Origin of the sequence: Streptomyces celluloflavus (assembly GCA_000720995.1) — a bacterium.
Taxonomy (GTDB): Bacteria; Actinomycetota; Actinomycetes; order Streptomycetales; family Streptomycetaceae; genus Streptomyces; species Streptomyces celluloflavus.
The window spans coordinates 20,741-40,565 of record JOEL01000023.1 but is presented as its reverse complement, the minus strand read 5'-3'; the positions used below and the strand labels follow the sequence as shown (position 1 = coordinate 40,565).

Sequence of the window (19,825 nt, the reverse complement as noted above, 5' to 3'; positions counted from 1 at the left end):
CGCCCGCTGTCATACGGTACGCACACGGGCACGGCACAAGGGACGGGGTTCACATGGCACGGCGCTTCGGCATCCAGGGTGGCATCATCGGAGCGGCGGCGGCAGCGGTGGTGTCGTTCGTCGTCGCGGGGGCGCTCGCGTTCACCCCGTCCGGCGACGGCTCCCAGGCCCGTGCCGACGCCCCCGAAACGGGGCAGCAGGCCGGCCGTACCCCCGCGGCCGCCAAGATCGACCCGTCCATCGTGCACGCCTCGGACCGGCCGGGCCGCAGCCTGAACATCACCATCGACGACGGCCCGGACCCGATCTGGACCCCGAAGGCGCTCGCGGTGCTGAAGAAGTACGACGTCAAGGCGGTGTTCTGCATGATCGGCCCGCAGGCACGGGCCCACCCGGAGCTGGTCAAGAAGGTCGTGGCCGCGGGGCACAAGCTCTGCGACCACACCATGGACCACAACACCGCCATGGACCACCGGTCGCAGAGCTACCAGTCGCAGCAGATCCTCGACGCCCGGAAGATGATCGAGGACGCGTCCGGCGGCGCGGAGGTGGAGTACTACCGCGCGCCCGGCGGCGCCTTCACCCCCTACAGCAGGCAGCTCGCCGCGGCGCACGGGATGCGCCCGCTGGGCTGGAACGTCGACAGCAAGGACTTCGAGGGCGGCAGCGTCGCGACGATCGAGGCGACCGTCCGCGGTGAGTTGTCGAACGGCCCGACCGTCCTCTTCCACGACGGCGGCGGCAACCGCGCCCGGACGGTGGCGGCGCTGGAGGAGCTGCTGCCGTGGATGCAGCAGCAGGGTTACGGCTTCGGCTTCCCGCAGCGCTGAGCGTGCCGCACGGTGGGGGCGGCGCGGCGGATGCGGGCGGACCGAGGGGTTCCGGCCGGGCGCCGGGCCCCGCCGCCGGTGCCGCCTCACGCCGCGCCGAACAGCTCCGCGAGGCCGCGCTCGACGCCCAGGTGCGCCGGCTCACGTCCGGCCGGCACCACCGCGTAGGAGCGCGTCAGGAACTGCCGGACGTCCGCGGTGTCCAGCTGGACCATGGCGATGCCCTCGTCCGCGTGGAACTCCATCACGGTGCGGTCCGGGCCGCACGGCCGCACCCGTACATCTCCCCGGCCGGCCGGGGAGGACAGTCCCTCGGCGAGCAGTTCCCGGGCGAACGCCCAGTCCACCGCGACGCCGTCCAGTGAGATCTCCGGCGGGAACGACATCCGGACCGCGAGCGGATCGGCGAGGTGATAGTGCAGCACCGCGGGCACCGCGTGCGGGCCGGGCGCCGTCGCGATGAGACGGACCTTGACGGCTTGATCGATGACTCGGTCCATCGCGGCGGCTCCCTCACGGTGTCGGGTCATGGGCATGGCGCATGGAGTAGGACGGCGCGTCCGTGCCCGCCGTGCATGCGACAGGTGTGTGATCTGCGTCATGTTGTGAATCCCGGGTGTGAATCGGGGTAGCGGGCAGGGCCTGGAAATGGATCCGGAAGGCCGGTCGTACCCGTGGATCCAGCGGGAATGCGCAATATATGCCGAAATTGGCCGCTTCTGCGCCTTCCGTGCGGTCGGTGCCCGCTCACCCGGCCGCGCCGCGCACCTGACCCGCTGCCTCGGTCAACTCCCTTTGGTGTTGGGGGAGTTGACGCCATCGACGGCCGGCCGCCTCGTCCACCCGGTGGCTTCCGTCGCCCCCTTCCGCACCTGCTTCGCGCCGGGTGCGCCGTATGCCGGAACCCTCTGCGGTGCCTCGTCCGGACGCAGCAGGAATTCCTCCAGGATTCCCGGGGCGGCCATCGCGGCGAAGGCCGGGGCGCGGTCGGCGGCGACATCCGGAATGCGGTAGCCGTCCTCGCCCGCCGCGACCGCCGCGGTCAGCGCGACGAGGCCGGCCCGGCGGGTGAACGGGGAGGTGGTGAACGTCCAGGCGATGACCGCCTCGCGCTGGAGGGCGAGGGTGTCGCGGCTGAAGGTGCCCGAGCGGACGACCAGATGGCGGCCGCGTACACCGTGCCCCAGATTGCGGTACGCGTCGTGGGCCAGCCACCACACTGCCGGCATCGTGAGGGCGGCGTAGATCCAGGCGCAGTGCAGCAGTACGGGCGTGAACGCCACCCCGAGGCCCGCGAGGACCGCCGTGCCGGGCAGGACCGCGAAGAGCAGGCCGCGCGTCCGCCGCCGGCGCAGGGCGGCCCGCGGATGCCGGGTCAGCGTGTCCGGCGCCCGACCGGTCCCCGGCGTCGGCTCCGGGTCGGGGAAGGGGGACCGCAGGGCGCCGCCCGCCACCCGCAGCGCCTCCCGGCGGGGCGCGGGCGGCAGCAGCGCGCTGCGCCGCCGGTTCTCGTCGCGGTCGCCGAGCCCGCCCGCCACCGCGCGGACCGTCGCACCGCCGCCGGCCCGCAGCAGTAGCGGTTCGCGGAGCAGCACCCCGCGCAGCCGGGCCCGTTCGATGGTGACCGAGCGGGTGGTGAGCAGTCCGTGGCGCACCCGCAGTGTGCGCGCGTCGGCCCACTCCAGGGTGTGGTTCCACCAGCCCTCGATATAGAGGACGACGGCGCCGGCCGAGCCCAGGGCGACGACGGCGAGCAGCACCGCGGGGACGGTCAGCCACAGCATGCTCGCCCCGAACTCCCGGAACGCCCGCTGGACGAAGCCCAGTTTCCACGGCTCGATGCCGATGCCGTCCAGTACCCGGTAGACGGCGCCCAGCACGACGAACACCCCGCCGACGACCCAGAAGGTGAGCGGCGCGTACCGCAGCCAGCGCCAGTTGACGCGGGCCAGCACCGGGTCCTCGCCGGCCGCCCCGGTGTCGGCGTGCGCGAGCAGCGCGGTGCGCAGCCGGTCCGCCTCGGGTACCGAGAGCGCCTCCAGGGTCAGCTCGCCCCCGCCGTCCGCGGAACCCGCGGTACCGGCGCGCAGCACGGTGACGCCCAGCAGCCGGTGCAGCGGTGACGCCGTCAGATCGACCGTGCGGATGCGGTGCAGCGGCACACTGCGCAGCCGCCGGGTCAGCAGTCCGCTCCGCACGTCGAGGGTGTCGTGGGTGACCCGGAAGTCCGTCCGGGCCCAGCGGATCAGGCCGAGCGCGGTGACGACGGCGAACGAGACGGCGACGGCGGCCAGCGTGATCCATGCCCCGGTGCCGATCCGGCCGCCGGTGGCCAGCGCGGTGAGCGCGAGCGAGCCGAGCGGTGCGGCCAGCCAGCCGCAGTGCACCAGCAGGGTGCGCGGATCCAGCCGGCGCCACGGCGGCGGCCCGCCCGGTGCGGTGACGGGCTCGGGGGCGCTCATGCGGCATCACCCGGCACGTCCTGCGCGGCCTCGCCGATCCGGCGCGACAACTCCTCGGCGTCGGCGTCGGACAGCCCCGCGATCTTGATATCGCCCGCGGTGGAGGCGGTGGTGACGGTCACCGTCGCCAGCCCGTAGCGCCGCTGGAGGGGGCCGCGCACGGTATCCACCGTCTGCACCCGGGACAACGGCGCGATCCGGCGCTGCTGCCAGAGCCAGCCGCCCGCCGCGTAGACCGCGCGCTCACCCAGCTCCCAGGCGTGGACGGCGTACCGCAGGCGCGGCATCACCAGGAGATAGCCGAGGGCGGGCAGCACGAGCACGGCCAGCAGCAGTGGGCCCAGCCACGGCAGCGCGCCGGGGAAGAACAGTACGGAGAGCACGGCCAGGGCCAGCGCGGTGAGCAGCAGCGGGCCGCTGAGCGTCAGCAGCGCCTGGCGGGTCCACCAGGCGCGGGCGCGGGGATCGACGCGATGGCGGGGCGGGCGCAGAAGTGGCGCGGGGTGCTCGGGCATCAGGGTCACCGGTTTCCAAGTCAATCGTATTGATTACCGGTACGTTATAACGGTACAAGCGACTTGTAAAAGTGCGCCGGCCGGACGTGCGCCCCCGGCCACCAGGCAGCGGAACCGGCCGCTGAGCGGAGGAAGGAGTCATCGGTGCCCAAGAAGGTGGACCACGAGGCCAGACGGCAGGAGATCTCCGGGGCGCTCTGGCGGATCGCGAGCACCCGGGGCCTGGACGGCGCCAGCCTGCGCGATGTCGCCGCCGAGGCCGGCATCTCGCTCGGCCGGCTCCAGCACTACTTCCGCACCAAGGACGAGATGCTCGCCTTCGCGCTGCGGCGCATCAACCAGCTGGCCGGTGACCGGATCCGCGCGAGCATCGAGGCGGCCGGCGCCGAACCGTCCCCGCGTCCGGTACTGCGCGCCTGTCTGGCGGGGATGCTCCCGCTGGACGCGAAGAGCCGCATCGGGACGCTGGTCGGCGTCGCCTACTTCGCCCGCGCCGTGCACGACGAGCAACTGCGCGCCGAGGCCCGGGACGGCATCCCCGTACTGCGTGCCTTCTTCGCCGACCAGCTGCGGCTGGCCGCGGAACGGGGCGAACTGGCGCCGGAACGCGCCACCGAGGACGAGGCGATGTTGCTGATCAGCCTGGTCGACGGCCTCTCCACATACATCCTGCTGGACGTACACGGCCCGCAGCAGGCGCTGGAACTGCTGGATCTACATCTGGCGAACCTGTTCGGCTCGCCCGCGGACGGGGGAAAGGAAGCTGCGGGCGATCAATGATCACCCGCCGTGGCGATTCGCCGTCGTGGCAGATTCGCGGCTCATCGCTCCCGTGCCCAGGCCGCCGGGGCCACCATGACGGCGGCCCCGGCGGCGTACCGCGACGACCGGGTCAGACCGGTGCGATCTCGATGACGCTGAGACCGACGTGGGACGGCAGCGGCACCACCCTGGTGACGGTGAGTCCGGCCTGCGCGCACAGCTGGTCGAAATCGGCGCGGGTGCGTTCCTTCCCGCCGACGAGAACCAGCATCTGAAGGTCCTTGATGTAAGGGTCCAGCCCCGCGGTGTCCGGGGTCACCAGCTCGGGCAGCACGACATCGATGATCAGCAGCCGGCTCTCCGGGGACATCGCCGCGCGGCAGTTGCGCAGGATGGCGGCCGCGCGCTCGTCGTTCCAGTTGTGGATGACGCTCTTGATCACGTACAGATCCGAGCCCGCCGGTACGGCGTCGAAGAAGTCCCCGGTGGCGACCGCGCACCGCCCGTCCAGCCCCGCGGCCTTGAGGGTACCGGCGGACTGGGCGGCCCCCTCGACGGTTTCGAAGATCACGCCGTTCAGCCCGGGATGGCGTTCCAGGATCGCGATGATCAGCGTCCCGTCACCGCCGCCGATGTCGGTCACCGTGGTGTACGGGCCGAAGTCGAAGTGCTCGACCACCGTGTCGGCCGTTTCGCGGCTCTCCTCGCTCATGGCCGCGTTGAACAGCGCCGTCAGTTCCGGTTCGTCGGCGAGGTATGCGTAGAGCGGCCTGCCGAAGTGCTCGTCGAAGGCGGTGCGCCCGGTACGGATGCTGTCCTCCAGACGGGTCCAGGGGCGCAGCGTCTCCGGTGCGGTGTGGAACCGCGCGAAGTCGTACAGGGAGCCCGGGTGCTCCTTGCGCAGCAGGGAGCCGACGTCGGTGAGCGCGAACCTCCCCGGGGCACGTTCCTCGCACAGCCCCTGGCTCGCGAGCGCCCGGAGCAGCCGGTTCATCTGCTCCGGGGGGATCTCGTACCGCCGGGCCAGATCGGTGGCATCCGCCTCGCCCTCCCCGATCGCGTCGGGGAGATCCATCCTGGCCGCCAGGCTCACCACCTCGGTGATCCTCGAACCGAACAGCCGCTGCATCAGCGTCCGGCGTGCCTTGAGCTGTGCCGCGTTCCATTCCGCCATCTCTGGCACCTCTGGTCCTCTCGATGTCCGTGCTGTGCTGGTCGCGGGCTCCGGCGCGGGCGGCGGGAGTCACCGCCGCGCCGTACCGGTCAGCCGAGTTCGAGGCCGCCGATGGCGTACCCGCGCTCCGGCCGGGTTCTGGGGCCTGTGCCTCGGCCGGGCGGATGCAGCGGGCTGAGCGGGACGGTGCGACGGCCCGTCGCGAGCAGGGCGGCCGCCACGCCGCGACATGCTCGGGCTGGATCTCCCGAGCCAGCCCGATCCGGCCCGTGGCATCCACGCCCGCGTGGTCGGCGGCTCGTCGACGGCGCGGCCGGCCCCGGGTCCACGACCTGCTGTCGTGCTCGATGGCCCCCGCCTCGTCGGGAGCCCGCGCAACGACCGGGCGAGGCGGACTCGCATCCCCACCGTGGCCCCGCTCGTCGGCGCGACGCCCAGCCGTGTGTCAGCTGCCCGACCGGATTCACGCGCCCTGAAGTGAACTCGTCGGATACCGCCGGGAGTTCGGCGGCCGAAGGATTTCCGTGGAGCCGGCCCGTGACGTGCGTACCCGGCACACCGCGCGGAGCGCCGTCGGCTCCCCGACGCCCCGCGCGGCTGCCCGGTGTCCGTCCGGTGCGGTGTCCGGGCGCGGCGAGCCCGGCGGACGAGCCGCCGCCCGGCGCCGTACCGCGCCCGCGGTCCCGCCCGTCCGCCCCCGATGTCGCACGCCGACGCCTCGGCCCGGCCGTCCCGTCGCCGCTGAGGGACGGGACCGGCGGAGATCAGTCGGTGCCGGGGGGCGCCTCGCCCCAGCCCCAGGTCTTGATGGTTTCCCGGGTGCCCGGCTTCGCGTCCAGCTGCGAATTGGCCATGGCGCGGCGCGAGCCGAACTCGATATAGCCCACGAACGCGGACCGGAATTCCGCGTCGGTGGGCACTCCGACGTGGTCGGCGGCCTCCATGAAGAGTTTCACCCAGCGCTCCCGCTGTTCCGGCCGGATGCCCCGGCCGCGGTGCCGGGAGAGCATGTGCGGAAAACCGCCGTGCCCCTCGGTATAGGCTTCCGGCCCGCCGAAGACCTCGCCGAGCCAGACCGCGACATGCTGGGGGTGGTCATCCGCCATGCGGGCGAAAAGCGGGGCGAGTACCTCGTCCTCGCGGACCCGCCGGTAGAACTCCTCGGTCAGCCGCTCCAGCCGCTCCGCGCCGCCGATCCATTCGTACATGGTGGGAACTGTGTCCGTCATCGTGCCACCTCCGATTGGCCATCCGTTGTCCACGACGCGAACCCGGTTCGGGTGGCGGCGAGGTACACCGCCCGGCGGGCGCTCGCTGTCCCGGGACAGCAACTCGTGCGCGGCGCTTGGCGGTTGGTTCATGGTCGTTGTGCCGGTGTCCTCGCCAGAAGATAGAAGCGACGGACGGCGGCCTCAATACGGTGCCGCCGAAGGGACGACCGAAGGATTGCCTTCACCGCGCCGGGAACCGGGCAGGTCCGCGGGCCGGTCGCGGCGTCGGAGACAGGCCGGGAACCGACGCCGGGTCAGTGGCCGTGACTGTGGCTGTGGCCCGGATTGTGGTGGTGGTTGTGGTCGTGGCCGTGCCCATGGCCCGGTTCACGGCCCGTCTCATGGCCGGGCTTCTGGCGCCGGTGGGGCCTGGCGCGGACGTGCATGCGTTCGCCCTGCCGGCCGAAGAGGCTGAGGAGTTCGACGGCGCCGTGCCCGGTGCTGCCGAACCAGTGCGGCAGCCGGGTGTCGAACTCGGCGGCCTCACCGGCGTCCAGGACCAGATCGTGATCGGCCAGGATCAGCCGCAGCCGTCCGGAGAGGACATAGACCCACTCATAGCCCTCATGGGTGCACACCTCGGGCGTGTTCTGGGTCTCCGGGATCACCATTTTGAAGGTCTGGAGCGGACCGGGCTGCCGGGTCAGGGGCAGGACCATATTGCCGTTCACCTGCTTGGCGGCGAGGCGGATACGGGGGTCGCCGACCTCGGGGGCACCGACGAGTTCGTCGAGGGGGACCTGGTGGGCCTGGGCGATGGGCAGCAGCAGCTCCAGGCTGGGGCGGCGCTGGCCGGATTCCAGCCGGGACAGGGTGCTCTTGGAGATGCCGGTGGCCTCGGACAGCGCCGCCAGTGTGACGCTGCGCTGGGTACGCAGACGCTTGAGGCGGGGGCCGACTTCGGTCAGGGCCTGGGCGATGGCAGGAGAGTGTTCCACCTCTCCATTGCACCGCGTCCGTCCCGGAAACGGCAACAAATATCGTCGCGAACTTGCCACCCGCAGCACTCTGCGGATCAGCCAGGCCCTGTCGGAGGTGATCGCGATGAGTGAGACGGCCACGGAAATCCGGATGTGTCGTCGCGGCCGTCGTGGGCACGGCCGCTCCGCACCCCGCGCCGGTGGTGCTTCCGCGGGGGCGGCCCCGGCGGGCCGGGGCCGCCGCGTACGGCGCGGAGCTGACCGACGGTCGGACGGACGCCCGCGAGCCCGCTGCCCCGGCCGCCGTGCCCGTCCGATGTCGTGCACCGTGCGGAAACGCCCCGGTCACCGCCCGCCACCCGGCCCGACGGCAGGCTCCGGGCCCGCCCGTCCCGTACCCACAGCCCCTGCCCGTACCACACGCACCACACCGCACCGGCAAGACAAGAGAGAGACCCTGCCATGACCTCAGCACCCGGAGACAGCGTGAACGAGCAGAGCACGGCGCGACGCGGGATACCCCTCGCGGTCTACCTGCTCGGCCTGAGCCTCTTCGCCATGGGCACCTCGGAGTTCCTGATCGTCGGCGTGCTGTTGGACATCGCCGGTGACCTCCAGGTGTCGCTGCCGACGGCCGGCACGCTGATCTCCGCGTTCGCGGCCGGTGTGCTGCTGGGCGCCCCGCCGCTGGCCGTGCTCACCCTGCGGTGGCCTCCGCGCACCACCCTGCTGGTCTGCCAGACGCTCTTCGTCGTCGCCATCGCGTTCGGCCTGCTCATACCCGGGTACGGGGCGCTGGTGGCCGCCCGCGCGGTCAGCGGAGTGGCGTACGCCGGGTTCTGGGCGGTCGCGTCGGCGACCGCGATCCGCATGGTCCCGCCGGACCGCACCGCCAGGGCGCTGTCGGTGGTGGTCACCGGGCTGAGCCTGGCCATGGTCGCCGGTGGTCCGGCCGGCACCCTGATCGGTGAACACTCCGGATGGCGCGCGGGGTTCTGGGCGGTGGCCGCGCTGACCGCGGCGACCGCGATCGCGGTGCGGCTGACGATGCCCGGCACCGACCGCGGCAAGGAGGCGGCTCCCGACCGGGGCGCCGAGCTGCGCGCGATGGCCCGGCCCAGGCTCTGGGTGGCCTACGGCAACACCATGCTGACCACTGCGGCGTACATGGTGTCGTTCAGCTACCTGGGCGCGCTGCTGACCGACAGCGGCGGACTGCCCGCCGGCTGGGTGCCGGCCGTGCTGGCGCTGTTCGGGATCGGCGCCTTCGCCGGGCTGACCATCGGCGGCCGGACCTCGGACCGGCACCCCTTCCCGACGCTGTACGCCGGGATCCTCGGCATGGTCGTCGTCTCCGTCGCACTGGCCCTGCTGGGCAGCCACCTGGCGGCCACGGTCCCGCTGGTGTTCCTGCTCGGACTGACCGGATTCCTCGTCAACCCGCCGGTGCTCTCCCGGGTGTTCACGATCGCGGTCGGCGCGCCGACCCTGGCCGGGGCGACCAATGTCTCGGCGATGCAGCTGGGGATCACGGTGGCGCCGCTGCTGGGCGGCCTGGCCATCGGCGCCGGCCTCGGGCTCCCTTCGGTCGGCTGGGTGGGCGCCGCGCTCGGACTGGTCTCGCTCGGCGCGGCGCTGACCGACGCCCGGCTGGACCGCCGCGCGAACGCACAGCCGGCCGCCGCCACGCAGACCGCGCCCACCGGGCTGACGGGCTGACGGGCTGACGGGCTGACGGGCCCGAGCATCTCGGCCGGGCGGCCGCTGCCGCTCGCCCTCGCACAACCGATAACGGACGTATGCGGCTTCGGGTTCCCGCCGGGCGGAGTCCGTCGGGCGGGAACCCGAAGCCGCACCTGAGCCGGCCGCAGGCGGCCTAGGCGCCGCGCAGCAGCGCGGCGAGATCGCCGTCCACATCGAGGTGGTGCATTTCGCCGCCTTTCGGGACGAGTTCGTACGACCGGGCCAGGAAGTGCCAGAGATCCCACGTGCCGAACTGCACCATCGCCACCCCGTCGGCGGTGTGGAACTCCAGCATCGTGGCGTCCGGGCCGCACGGCCAGATGTGGACATCGCCCGTCCCGGAGGGCTCTCGCAGCCCCGCCTCCAGCAGGTCGCGGGCGAAGGACCACTCCGCCTCCGCCCCGTCCAGTGAGGCGATGGGGGGAAACACCACGCGCACCGCGAACGGGTCGGTGCGGTCGTAGCGCAGGGCCGCCGGGATCATCCGTGATTGTGGTGCGGTCGCGATGAGGCGGGCGTGGACGGCTTGGTCGATGGCGGTGGACATCGCCGGCTCCCTTGCATTCGGTGCGGATCCTTTCCCCTATGACCACTATGACGACCGGGGCATTACGCCAGTACACCGGATTCCAACGTGACCTGTGTCACGCAACTTTGAATGAGAGAATATGGCCTCCTTACGCTTGCGAAACCCAAGCAATGTGCCGATGGTCCAGTGGTCCGGGCCGTGCTCACCATGAGGTGCGGAGCCGGACCGCCGGGGTGATATATCAGGGGTTGTGCCGCCATGTCAGATGCCGTGCCCGATGTCGCCGTTGTGGCTTGTGAGGAGTCGCCGGCGGACGCCTACGCCGCGCTCTATGAACAGGAGCACCCCCGTCTGGTCGGCTACGCCCGCTCACTGACCTCGAACGCCTGGCTCGCCGAAGACCTCGTCGCCGAGGCCCATTTCCGCGTCTGGCGACGGATCCAGGGCGGCCACCACATCGACAACATCCCGGCGTATCTGCGCACCACCATCCGCCACCTCGCCACCACGGTCGGCGCCAACGCCGCCCGCGAGATCCCGCGCGACCCGGAGGGCGGCCACGCCTGGCCCGAGGCCGCCGAATCCGCCCCGGACACCGACCCGATGCAGCGCATCGCCTATGTCGATCTGCTCGCCAGGGTCCTCGACCAGCTGCCGCAGCGCTGGGTGAAGGCACTGTGGCTGGCCGAGGCCGAGGACCAGTCGCTGGAGGCGGTCGGCAAGGCGATCGGCGCCGGAAAGGGCGCGACCGCGGTGCTGCTGCACCGGGCGCGCGAGGGGATGCGGCAGGCGTTCCTGCGCACGATGCCCGGCGCACCGGACAATCCGGCGTGCGCCGCGTACTGGGAGCGGATGCCCGCGTTCGTCCGGGGCGAGGCCACCGACAAGCAGGCCGGCGACGTCGACAGCCATCTCCTGGACTGCCCGGACTGCCACGGCAGGATGAGGCTGCTGGCCCACGCCAACCACCGGCTGCCGGCGCTCACCGGCCCCGCGCTGCTGGTGTTCCTGACGAGCGGTTCGGCGAAGTTCCTGCTGGCGCTGGCCGGTACCGGAGCCGCCGCCGCGGGCTCGGGCACACCCCCCTCCGGGGGCGGCGCGCTCAAGGTGGCGCAGCGGTCCGTACGGCATCTGCTGCGCGGCCAGGTCCGCCAGGCCGGACCGCTCGCCGTGACGGTCGCCGGGGTCGGGGTGGTGGCGGTGGCCGGGGCGGCGGTCGCCGCGGGGCTCGCCCTGACCGGCAACGACCCCGGCGCCGCCCAGCAGCGGGCTGCGGCTCCGTCGCACAGCGGTGGCGGTGAGCCCCCGCAGCCCGCCCCGCCGGGAGGGGCGTCGGGCGGGGGAACCGGAGGCGCGCCGGGTGGCGGGCCGGGCACCGCGGCGGGCGGTGCACAGGGAGCGGGCCCGTCGGGGGATCAGCCGCAGTCCTGGCGGAGCGAGCCGACGCCCTCGCGTTCCGTGGCCGCCATACCGTCCCTGCCGTCGCCCCTCCTGCCGCTCGCCCCGGCCGAGCCGGGAACGCCGGGACTGACGCCGAATCCCTCGGTGTCCGCCCAGACGGCCGCGCCGACAGGAGCTCCGCCGCCCAGCCCGACGACCGGTCCGACGAGCGGTCCGACCACCGGTCCGACGAGCGGCCCCACGGCGGCGCCGACGGTGACGCCCCGGCCGCCGACCCCCACCCCGTCGGTTCCCACGCCCACCTTCACCCCCACGGACCCGACGCCGAGCGTCCCCGTCCCGCCCACGGCGGAGCCGTCGCCCGACCCCACCTCGTCCCTGCACTGCGGCTGGCACTGGTGGGGTTCGACGCTTGTCTGGATCTGCACCTGGCAGTGAACACGGACGCCGACCGGCGCGGCCCCTTGAGGCCCTGCCGGTCGGCGTATGGTTCTCGCCCCCGCTGGCAACTACCGGTTGCGTCCCGACAGCTGCCGCCGCGGCTGCCCCGCCGGCGTCCGGCGGCTGCGGTAGACGACGTACGGCCGGAAGAGGTACTGCACCGGCAGGGCGACGACATGCATCAGGCGGGTGAACGGTGCGAGCAGCAGCAGGCCGAAGCCCAGCAGGATGTGCACCTTGAAGGCCATCGGGGCGGCCGCCATCAGCGCCACCTCAGGCCGGAGGACGAACAGGCTCCGGAACCACACCGAGATGCCCTCCCGGTAGTTGTAGTCCTCGCCGCCCACACCGGCGATCTGCACCAGCACGGTCGCCGTCAGACCGGCCAGCATCGCGGCGATCAGCAGCGTGTACATCAGATGGTCGCTGCCCAGCGTGGACCGGCGCACCGCGGGGACGGTGAGCCGGCGGTAGACGAGGATGCCGAGGCCGGCGACCGCGCAGGCGCCCGCCAGCGTGCCCGTGACGACCGCCATCAGGTGGTACGCGTGCTCGCTCAGCCCGGCCGCGCCGGTCCACGACGCGGGGATCACGAGCCCCACCAGGTGCCCGAGGATGACGAAGAGCATGCCGTAGTGGAAGAGCGGGCTGCCGATGCGCAGCAGCCGCGACTCACGGAACTGCGACGAGTGGGTGGTCCACCCGAAGCGGTCGTAGCGGGCCCGCCAGACGATGGCGGTGACCATCACGACGACGGCGACATAGGGGAAGACCCCCCACAGCATCCAGTCCAGGGTGTTCATGACGTCACCTTCTGCCACAGGGCACTTGCCGGGATCGGGGCGGGCGCGAGGTCGATACCGACCAGCTCCTGCGGGGGGCCGCTGCGGGCCAGCGCCTTGGCCTCCTCGCGGGTGCGCGGGGACGGGCCGGGCAGCGTGCCGCAGACGGCCCGCAGCACGGCGGCGTACGGGGAGCCGCTCTGCTCGACCGACAGCCGCAGCAGCTCCAGTCCGGCGCGGTGCCCGTCCAGCAGCTCCGTGCCCGCCGCATCGCCGGCGAGCGCGGCGAACTCCAGCATCACCGGCAGGAAGTCGGGCAGTTCGCCGCCGAAGTCACCCGCCATGCCGTATCGCCGGTAGAAGTCCTTCACGGCGACCAGCGCCGCGCCGCGGTTGCGGGTGTCGCCCGTCGTCCACCACGTCAGATACAGGCAGCGGCGGTTGCGGCTGTCGAAGGTGGCGACGTAGTGGGCGGCCAGGTCCAGTTCCGGGGTGGCCGCGAGGTGGTCGAGGAAGGCGGGCAGGCCGGCGGCCGCGTCCCCCGCAGACTCCGGCGAACTCGGCGACCGCGTGTGCTCCGGCGCCGCGGAGGGCCCCGCCAGCTCCGCCAGCGCCTCCCGCATGAGCGGCAGCTGCTCGCGCAGGAGCCGCTCGTCCGGGTAGCACAGGCACTGTGCGGCCACCCACCTGATCAGCGCGGTCGGGGTCATACCGCACCGCCCGAAACGCGGCCCGGCGTGCGGGGCGGGAAGAGGCCGTCCGGGCGGCCGTTGGCATCCCAGTTGAGCAGGTTCACCTTGGCCCCGCGCCCGTCGGACACCGGGTCGGACGTGTCCCCGGGGGCGCCCTCGCAGCCGGCCGGGGCGCCCTCGCCGGGACCGATATAGGTGTCCTCCAGCCGCTGCGCGTCCGCGCGGGCCGCCGAGGGGACGACGTACCGGTCCTCGTACTTGGCTATCGCCAGCAGCCGGAACATCGCCTCCATCTGGCCGGCCGTCAGCCCGACCTCTCCGGCGATGTCCGCGTCCCGCTCGTCGCGCAGATTGACGCCCCGCATGTACGACCGCATCGCGGCCAGCCGGCGCAGCACCGAGTCCACCGCGACGGTGTCCCCGGCGGTCAGCAGCTCCGCCAGGTACTCGACGGGGATGCGCAGCGACTCGATCGCGCCGAACAGGTTCCCGGCGTCCTCGCCGTCGAAGCCCGTACCGGCCAGCGCGTCCACCACCGGGGAGAGCGGCGGGATGTACCAGACCATCGGCATGGTGCGGTACTCCGGGTGCAGCGGCAGCGCGACCTGGTACTCGCAGATCAGCTTGCGGACGGGGGAGTTGCGGGCCGCCTCGATCCAGTCGGGCGCGATACCGCTGGCCTCCGCGTCCCGGACCACGTCCGGGTCGTGCGGATCGAGGAAGACGTCCAGCTGCGCCGGGTACAGGTCCCGGTCGTCCGCCACCGAGGCCGCCGCCAGCACCTTGTCCGGGTCGTAGAGCATGACACCGAGGTAGCGCATCCGCCCCACACAGGTCTCCGAGCAGACCGTCGGCTGCCCGGCCTCGATGCGCGGATAGCAGAAGGTGCACTTCTCGGCCTTGCCGGTGGCGTGGTTGAAGTAGACCTTCTTGTACGGGCAGGAGCTGACGCACATCCGCCAGCCGCGGCACTGGTCCTGTCCGACCAGCACGATGCCGTCCTCCTCGCGCTTGTACATCGCGCCGGAGGGGCAGGCCGCCACGCACGCCGGGTTGAGGCAGTGCTCGCAGATCCGCGGCAGATAGAACATGAAGGACTGCTCGAACTCGAACCGCACCTTCGTGCCCAGCTCCCGGCGGAGCTTGGCGATGACCGGGTCCTTGTCGCCGTGCTCGCTCGCCCCGCCCAGGTCGTCGTCCCAGTTGGGGCCCCAGGTGATGGTGTCCATCGGCTCGCCGGTCAGCTGCGAGACGGGCCGCGCGGTCGGCATGTCGTCACCGGCCGGGGCGTCCAGCAGCTGCTTGTACTCGTACGTCCACGGCTCGTAGTAGTCCTCGACGCCCGGCAGGTCCGGGTTGGCGAAGAGCTTGCCGAGGCGGCCGGCCCGGCTGCCGGAGCGCAGCCGCAGCCTGCCCTGCCGGGTCCGCTCCCAGCCGCCCTTCCAGCGCTCCTGGTCCTCGTAGGTACGGGGATAGCCCTGCCCCGGCCGGGTCTCGACGTTGTTGAACCAGACGTACTCGGTGCCCTCCCGGTTGCTCCACACCTGCTTGCAGGTGACGGAGCAGGTGTGGCAGCCGATGCACTTGTCGAGGTTCATCACCATGGCGACCTGGGCCATGACGCGGCGCCCGGTGCGGGCCTTACGGGGGGCCATCAGTACTGCACCTCCTGCGCGCGGCGGCGGATCACGGTGACCTCGTCGCGCTGGTTTCCGGTGGGGCCCTGGTAGTTGAAACCCCAGGCGAACTGGGCGTAGCCGCCGATGAGATGGGTCGGCTTGATGACCGCGCGGGTGAGCGAGTTGTGGATGCCGCCGCGCTTGCCGGTGGTCTCCGTCTTCGGCACCGCGAGCGTGCGCTCCTGGGCGTGGTACATGTACACCGTCCCGGCCGGCATCCGGTGCGAGACGATCGCCCGCGCCGTCACCACGCCGTTGCGGTTGACGGCCTCCACCCAGTCGTTGTCCCGGACGCCGATCGACGCGGCGTCCTGCGGGCTCATCCACACCGACTGGCCGCCGCGGGCCAGCGTCGCGATGTGCTGGTTGTCCTGGTAGGAGGAGTGGATCGCCCACTTGTTGTGCGGGGTCAGGTAGCGGACCGTGACGCCCCGTTCGTCGACCGTGCCGACGGCCGGCTCCCCGTACAGGCTCGTCATGTTCAGCGGCGGCTTGTACGTCGGCATCGCCTCGCCCGCCTCGTGCATCCAGTCGTGGTCCACGAAGAAGTGCTGACGGCCCGTCAAGGTGTGCCAGGGCTTGAGGTGTTCGGTGTTGATCGTGAAGGCGGTGTAGCGCCGTCCGCCGGCCTCGCTGCCGGACCACTCCGGTGAGGTGATCACCGGCACCGGACGCGACTGGGTGTCCTGGAACGAGATCTGCTTGCCCTCGGCCTCCGCCGCCAGATGCGCCATCTCCTGGCCGGTCTGCTTCTCCAGCTGCCGGAAACCGTGCGTGGCGACCCGGCCGTTGGTGGTGCCGGACAGCTTCAGGATGGCCTCGCAGGCGCGCTGCGCGGTGTCGAGCCGCGGCCGCCCGTCGGCGACCCCGCCGCTTACCGTGCCGTTCAGCCGCCCCAGCGTCCCGACCTCGGGCGTCACGTCGTACGTGACCGCCTTCTGGGTCACCCCCAGGGTGTCGACGAGCGGGCCCAGCGCGGCCATCTTCTCGCCCACCGCCGTGTAGTCGCGCTCGACGACCGTCAGCTTCGGCATCGTCCGGCCGGGCACCGGCGCGCAGTCGCCCGCCCGCCAGTCCAGGGCCACCCCGCCCGGCTGGGCGGTCTCGTCCACCGTGTCGTGCTGCAACGCGGTCGCCACCAGATCCCGCCGGGTGTCCAGCCGCCCCTTCGCCAACTCACTGAACTTCTGGGCGAGTTCATGGAAGATGTCGAAGTCCGGCTTGGTCTGCCAGGGCGGGTCCACGGCCGGGGTGAAGGCGTGGACGAACGGATGCATATCGGTCGAGGACAGATCGTGCTTCTCGTACCACGTCGCGGCCGGCAGCACGATGTCCGACAACAGGGTCGTCGACGTCATCCGGAAGTCCAGCGAGACCAGCAGATCCAGCTTGCCCTCGGCGCCCTCGCGCCACTTCACGTCCCGCGGCCGGCAGTCCGCCGGGGCCGCCCCGCCCTGCACATGGCTGTCGGTGCCCAGCAGATGCTTGAGGAAGTACTCGTTGCCCTTGCTGGACGAACCGAAGAGGTTCGCCCGCCAGACGGTCATCACCCGCGGCCAGTTCTCCGGCGCGTCCGGGTCCTCACCGGCGAACCCCAGCCGCCCGTCGCGGAGCTGGTCCACCGTGTACGCCACCGGGTCCACGCCCGCGGCGTCCGCCTCGGCCACCAGATCCAGCGGATTGCGGTCGAAGGTCGGATAGGACGGCATCCAGCCCATCCGGGTCGCCGCCGCCAGACAGTCCGCCGGCGACATCCCGTCCAGCCGCCCCTCGCCCAGCGGCGACGCCAGCTTCTCGGCCCGGAACGGGTCGTAACGCCACTGGTCGGTGTGGAGATAGAACCAGCCCGTGCCGATCATCTGGCGCGGCGGCCGCTGCCAGTCGCCCGCCGACGCGAGGGTGGCCCAGCCGGTGGCCGGCCGGCACTTCTCCTGCCCGACGTAGTGCGCCCAGCCGCCGCCGTTGCGGCCCTGGCAGCCGGTCATCGTCAGCAGCGCCAGGAAGCCGCGGTAGGCCGTCTCGGCGTGGAACCACTGGTTGGTGCCCGCGCCCAGCAGGATCATGCAGCGGCCCCTGGACTCCTCGGCCGTGGTCGCGAACTCCCGCGCGATCCGCTCGGCCTGGGCCGCCGGCACGGAGGTGTGCTGCTCCTGCCACGCCGGGGTGCCGACCTGCCCGGCGTCGTCATAGCCGGTGGGCCACTCGCCCGGCAGACCCAGCTCCTCGCGCCCGACGCCGTACTGGGCCAGCAGCAGGTCGTAGACCGTGCACACCGGCGGGCCGTCCGCGGACAGCTGCTGTACCGGCACCCCGCGGCGCAGGACGCCGGTGGAGCCGCCGGACAGGTCGAAGCGGGGCAGCAGCACCTCGGCGGTGGTGTGTGCACCGTCCGCTACGGACAGCCGGGGGGTGACACCGCCCAGGTCGAGATTCCAGTCGCCCCGGTCGGTGGGCTTGCCGTCGGCGCCCCAGCGGTGGCCGAGGGTGCCGTTGGGTACGAAGACCTCGCCGGTCGCGTCGTCGATCAGCAGGGTCTTCCAGCGGTCCCGGGGGTCGTCGGACGCGTCCCCGTCGGCCGCGCCGCCCAGATCGGCCGCGGTGGCGAACTTGTCCGGGACGTACGCCCCGTCCTTCTCGCGCAGCGTCACCAGGAACGGCATATCGGAGTACGTGCGCACGTACTCGTCGAAGAACGGCACCCGCCGCTCGACGAAGAACTCCTTGAGGACGACATGGCCCATCGCCAGCGCCAGCGCGCCGTCGGTGCCCGGGTGCGGATGTACCCACTCATCGGCGAACTTGGTGTTGTCGGCGTAGTCCGGCGACACCGCGACGACCTTCTGGCCCCGGTAGCGGGCCTCGGTCACCCAGTGCGCGTCCGGCGTCCGGGTGACCGGGACGTTCGCGCCCCACATCATCAGATACGCCGCATCCCACCAGTCGCCCGACTCCGGGACGTCGGTCTGGTCGCCGAAGACCTGCGGTGAGGCGATCGGCAGATCCGCGTACCAGTCGTAGAACGACAGCATCGAACCGCCGATGAGCGACATGAAACGGGCCCCGGCGGCGTGCGACGCCATCGACATGGCCGGGATCGGCGAGAAACCGGCGATCCGGTCCGGACCGTGCTCGGCGATGGCGTGCACATGCGCGGCGGCCGCGATCTCCAGCACCTCGGACCAACTCGTCCGCACCAGGCCGCCCTTGCCGCGCGCCTTCTGGAAGCGCCGGCGACGGGCCGGATCGCCCATGATGTCGGCCCACGCCGCCACCGGGTCGTCGCCCAGCCGCTGCTTGGCCTCCCGGTACATCTCCAGCAGCACCCCGCGCACATGCGGGTAGCGGACGCGGGTGGGGGAGTAGCAGTACCAGGAGAACGCCGCACCGCGGGGGCAGCCGCGGGGCTCGTACTCCGGTCGGTCCGGGCCGACGGACGGGTAATCGGTGTCCTGGGTCTCCCAGGTGATCACGCCGTCCTTCACATAGACCTGCCAGCGGCAGGAGCCCGTGCAATTGACGCCGTGCGTGGTGGAGACGACCTTGTCGAAACTCCAGCGGTCCCGGTAGAAGACGTCTCCGTCCCGCCCGCCCTTGTGGTGCACCGTGCGCAGATCGCCGGATACCTCACCGCCGGAGAAAAACCGGCCGGCCTTCAGCAGTGCCGCGCCCGCCGGTGTGGCCATCGACGGTTTACCGGACTCTTCGTGCCTCATCCGCGCCTCCTCATAAACCCGCTGGGTCCACGAAAAGGCTACCGGGAAATTTCCGGCAGCCGGCCCGGCCGCGATTTTATCGATTCAATCGAGGGGACTTTGGTCCCGGCTGCTCGGGATCTAGTACCCGGCTTTTTACGGCACCACCTCTTCTACTGTGGAGCCGTGCATGTGGCAGCAGAGATGGATATGCGAGAAGGCGCCCTCCCCTCGGCGGACCCGCGGTTGCGGCTCCTGGAGGTGCTGCGGACCGGCGGCCGGCCGTACGCGGTCGTCCAGCTCGCCGACGCCTCGGAACTGACCCCGGCCACCGTGCGCTACCACCTCGCCCGCCTGGAGCGGGACGGCCTCGTCCGCCGGGAGCCGGAACGGCCCACCGGCCGCGGCCGCCCGCGCCTCGTCTACCGCCTGACGGCCGGCACCGAGGGGTTCGGCCCCGGAGCCGCGGTCGTCCCCGAACCGGGCGTCTACCGCGGTTTCACCCGCGCCCTCGCCGAGGCCGCCACGGACCGCTCGGCCGCCGACCCGCGCACCGCCGCCCGCGCGGCGGGCCGCGCCTGGGCCCGGCGCGTGATGGCGGACGGCAAGGTCGAGCCGGGCGACGGCACCGCGCAGGACCGCGCCATCGCGGTCGCCACCCGCGCCGGTTTCCGGCCCCTGCCCGACGGGCCCGAGGGCGGGGTCGGCCAGGTGCGCTTCCGCGAGTGCCCGGTACTGGACGTCGCGTTGCAGTTCCCCCACATCGTCTGCATGATCCACGAAGGCCGCCTCGACGAACTCTGCGGGAGCGCCGTCGACGTCCGCATCCGCCCTTTCTGCGCGCCGGGCGTCTGCGCGGCGGAATTCCACAACGTGAGTGTTGCGGAAAAGGCGTATGCGGTGGGTGATTCCGCGGGGTGATGGCGGGGTGA

16 protein-coding genes are annotated in these 19,825 nt (G+C 72.2%); 5 read left to right on the top strand and 11 right to left on the bottom strand.

Translation table 11 applies throughout. The annotated features are described in order from the left end of the window. Positions 1-53 precede the first annotated feature (53 nt). The gene (locus IH09_RS21515) at positions 54-830 is read left to right on the top strand and encodes a polysaccharide deacetylase family protein (RefSeq protein ID WP_052858832.1); all 777 of its coding nucleotides are present in this window, start codon (positions 54-56) and stop codon (positions 828-830) included. 86 nt (positions 831-916) lie between these two features. Here IH09_RS21515 and IH09_RS21510 read toward each other — a convergent pair whose 3' ends face one another. From IH09_RS21510 to IH09_RS21500, 3 genes are all read right to left on the bottom strand, one after another. Beyond that, positions 917-1,330: a spore wall synthesis regulator SsgD gene (locus IH09_RS21510; RefSeq protein WP_052858830.1), complete on the bottom strand. Its 414-nt coding sequence runs from the start codon at positions 1,328-1,330 to the stop codon at positions 917-919. 285 nt (positions 1,331-1,615) lie between these two features. Further along, positions 1,616-3,292, bottom strand: a complete 1,677-nt coding sequence (locus IH09_RS21505; protein WP_110952479.1) for a PH domain-containing protein — start codon at positions 3,290-3,292, stop codon at positions 1,616-1,618. Continuing rightward, positions 3,289-3,807, bottom strand: a complete 519-nt coding sequence (locus IH09_RS21500) for a PH domain-containing protein (RefSeq protein WP_052858907.1) — start codon at positions 3,805-3,807, stop codon at positions 3,289-3,291. The genes IH09_RS21505 and IH09_RS21500 overlap by 4 nt, the downstream gene beginning before the upstream one ends. 144 nt (positions 3,808-3,951) lie before the next feature. On the opposite strand from IH09_RS21500, the gene IH09_RS21495 reads away from it, so the two are divergent. Continuing rightward, positions 3,952-4,587, top strand: a complete 636-nt coding sequence (locus IH09_RS21495; RefSeq protein WP_052858828.1) for a TetR family transcriptional regulator C-terminal domain-containing protein — start codon at positions 3,952-3,954, stop codon at positions 4,585-4,587. A gap of 112 nt (positions 4,588-4,699) precedes the next feature. Here IH09_RS21495 and IH09_RS21490 read toward each other — a convergent pair whose 3' ends face one another. The 3 genes from IH09_RS21490 to IH09_RS21480 form a co-directional block, all read right to left on the bottom strand. Next, positions 4,700-5,743 carry a methyltransferase gene (locus IH09_RS21490; protein ID WP_052858826.1) on the bottom strand — a complete coding sequence of 348 codons (1,044 nt, stop codon included), beginning with the start codon at positions 5,741-5,743 and terminating at the stop codon, positions 4,700-4,702. Between the two features lie 764 nt (positions 5,744-6,507). Beyond that, entirely contained in the window at positions 6,508-6,972 is a 465-nt protein-coding gene (locus IH09_RS21485; protein ID WP_052858823.1) for a group II truncated hemoglobin, read from the bottom strand. A gap of 296 nt (positions 6,973-7,268) precedes the next feature. Further along, positions 7,269-7,952, bottom strand: coding sequence for a helix-turn-helix domain-containing protein (locus IH09_RS21480; protein WP_052858821.1), 684 nt, complete (start codon positions 7,950-7,952; stop codon positions 7,269-7,271). A 444-nt stretch (positions 7,953-8,396) separates the two neighbouring features. Here IH09_RS21480 and IH09_RS21475 point away from each other — a divergent pair, with 444 nt between their 5' ends. After that, positions 8,397-9,653 (top strand): Cmx/CmrA family chloramphenicol efflux MFS transporter, encoded by a 1,257-nt coding sequence (locus tag IH09_RS21475; RefSeq protein WP_052858819.1) that lies wholly within the window; start codon positions 8,397-8,399, stop codon positions 9,651-9,653. A gap of 157 nt (positions 9,654-9,810) precedes the next feature. On the opposite strand, the gene IH09_RS21470 is transcribed toward IH09_RS21475, so the two are convergent. Then, entirely contained in the window at positions 9,811-10,224 is a 414-nt protein-coding gene (locus IH09_RS21470) for a spore wall synthesis regulator SsgD (RefSeq protein WP_052858817.1), read from the bottom strand. 240 nt (positions 10,225-10,464) lie between these two features. Here IH09_RS21470 and IH09_RS40060 point away from each other — a divergent pair, with 240 nt between their 5' ends. Further along, complete coding sequence (locus IH09_RS40060; RefSeq protein ID WP_275126152.1) at positions 10,465-12,045, top strand: sigma-70 family RNA polymerase sigma factor; 1,581 nt, start codon at positions 10,465-10,467, stop codon at positions 12,043-12,045. 71 nt (positions 12,046-12,116) lie between these two features. Here the strand turns inward: IH09_RS40060 and narI are convergent, their stop codons facing one another. Genes narI through IH09_RS21445 form a run of 4 tightly spaced genes read right to left on the bottom strand, consistent with a single transcriptional unit; the run spans position 12,117 to position 18,884 of the window. Further along, on the bottom strand, positions 12,117-12,842 hold the full coding sequence (narI, locus tag IH09_RS21460; RefSeq protein ID WP_205379240.1) for a respiratory nitrate reductase subunit gamma: 726 nt from the start codon (positions 12,840-12,842) through the stop codon (positions 12,117-12,119). Positions 12,843-12,847: 5 nt separating this feature from the next. Beyond that, positions 12,848-13,540 carry a nitrate reductase molybdenum cofactor assembly chaperone gene (narJ, locus tag IH09_RS21455; protein ID WP_052858810.1) on the bottom strand — a complete coding sequence of 231 codons (693 nt, stop codon included), beginning with the start codon at positions 13,538-13,540 and terminating at the stop codon, positions 12,848-12,850. Further along, complete coding sequence (gene narH, locus IH09_RS21450; protein ID WP_052858808.1) at positions 13,537-15,177, bottom strand: nitrate reductase subunit beta; 1,641 nt, start codon at positions 15,175-15,177, stop codon at positions 13,537-13,539. The genes narJ and narH overlap by 4 nt, the downstream gene beginning before the upstream one ends. Then, positions 15,177-18,884: a nitrate reductase subunit alpha gene (locus tag IH09_RS21445; RefSeq protein WP_052858906.1), complete on the bottom strand. Its 3,708-nt coding sequence runs from the start codon at positions 18,882-18,884 to the stop codon at positions 15,177-15,179. The genes narH and IH09_RS21445 overlap by 1 nt, the downstream gene beginning before the upstream one ends. A 201-nt stretch (positions 18,885-19,085) precedes the next feature. Here IH09_RS21445 and IH09_RS21440 point away from each other — a divergent pair, with 201 nt between their 5' ends. After that, positions 19,086-19,814 (top strand): helix-turn-helix domain-containing protein, encoded by a 729-nt coding sequence (locus IH09_RS21440; protein WP_190233365.1) that lies wholly within the window; start codon positions 19,086-19,088, stop codon positions 19,812-19,814. The last annotated feature ends 11 nt before the right edge of the window (positions 19,815-19,825 follow it).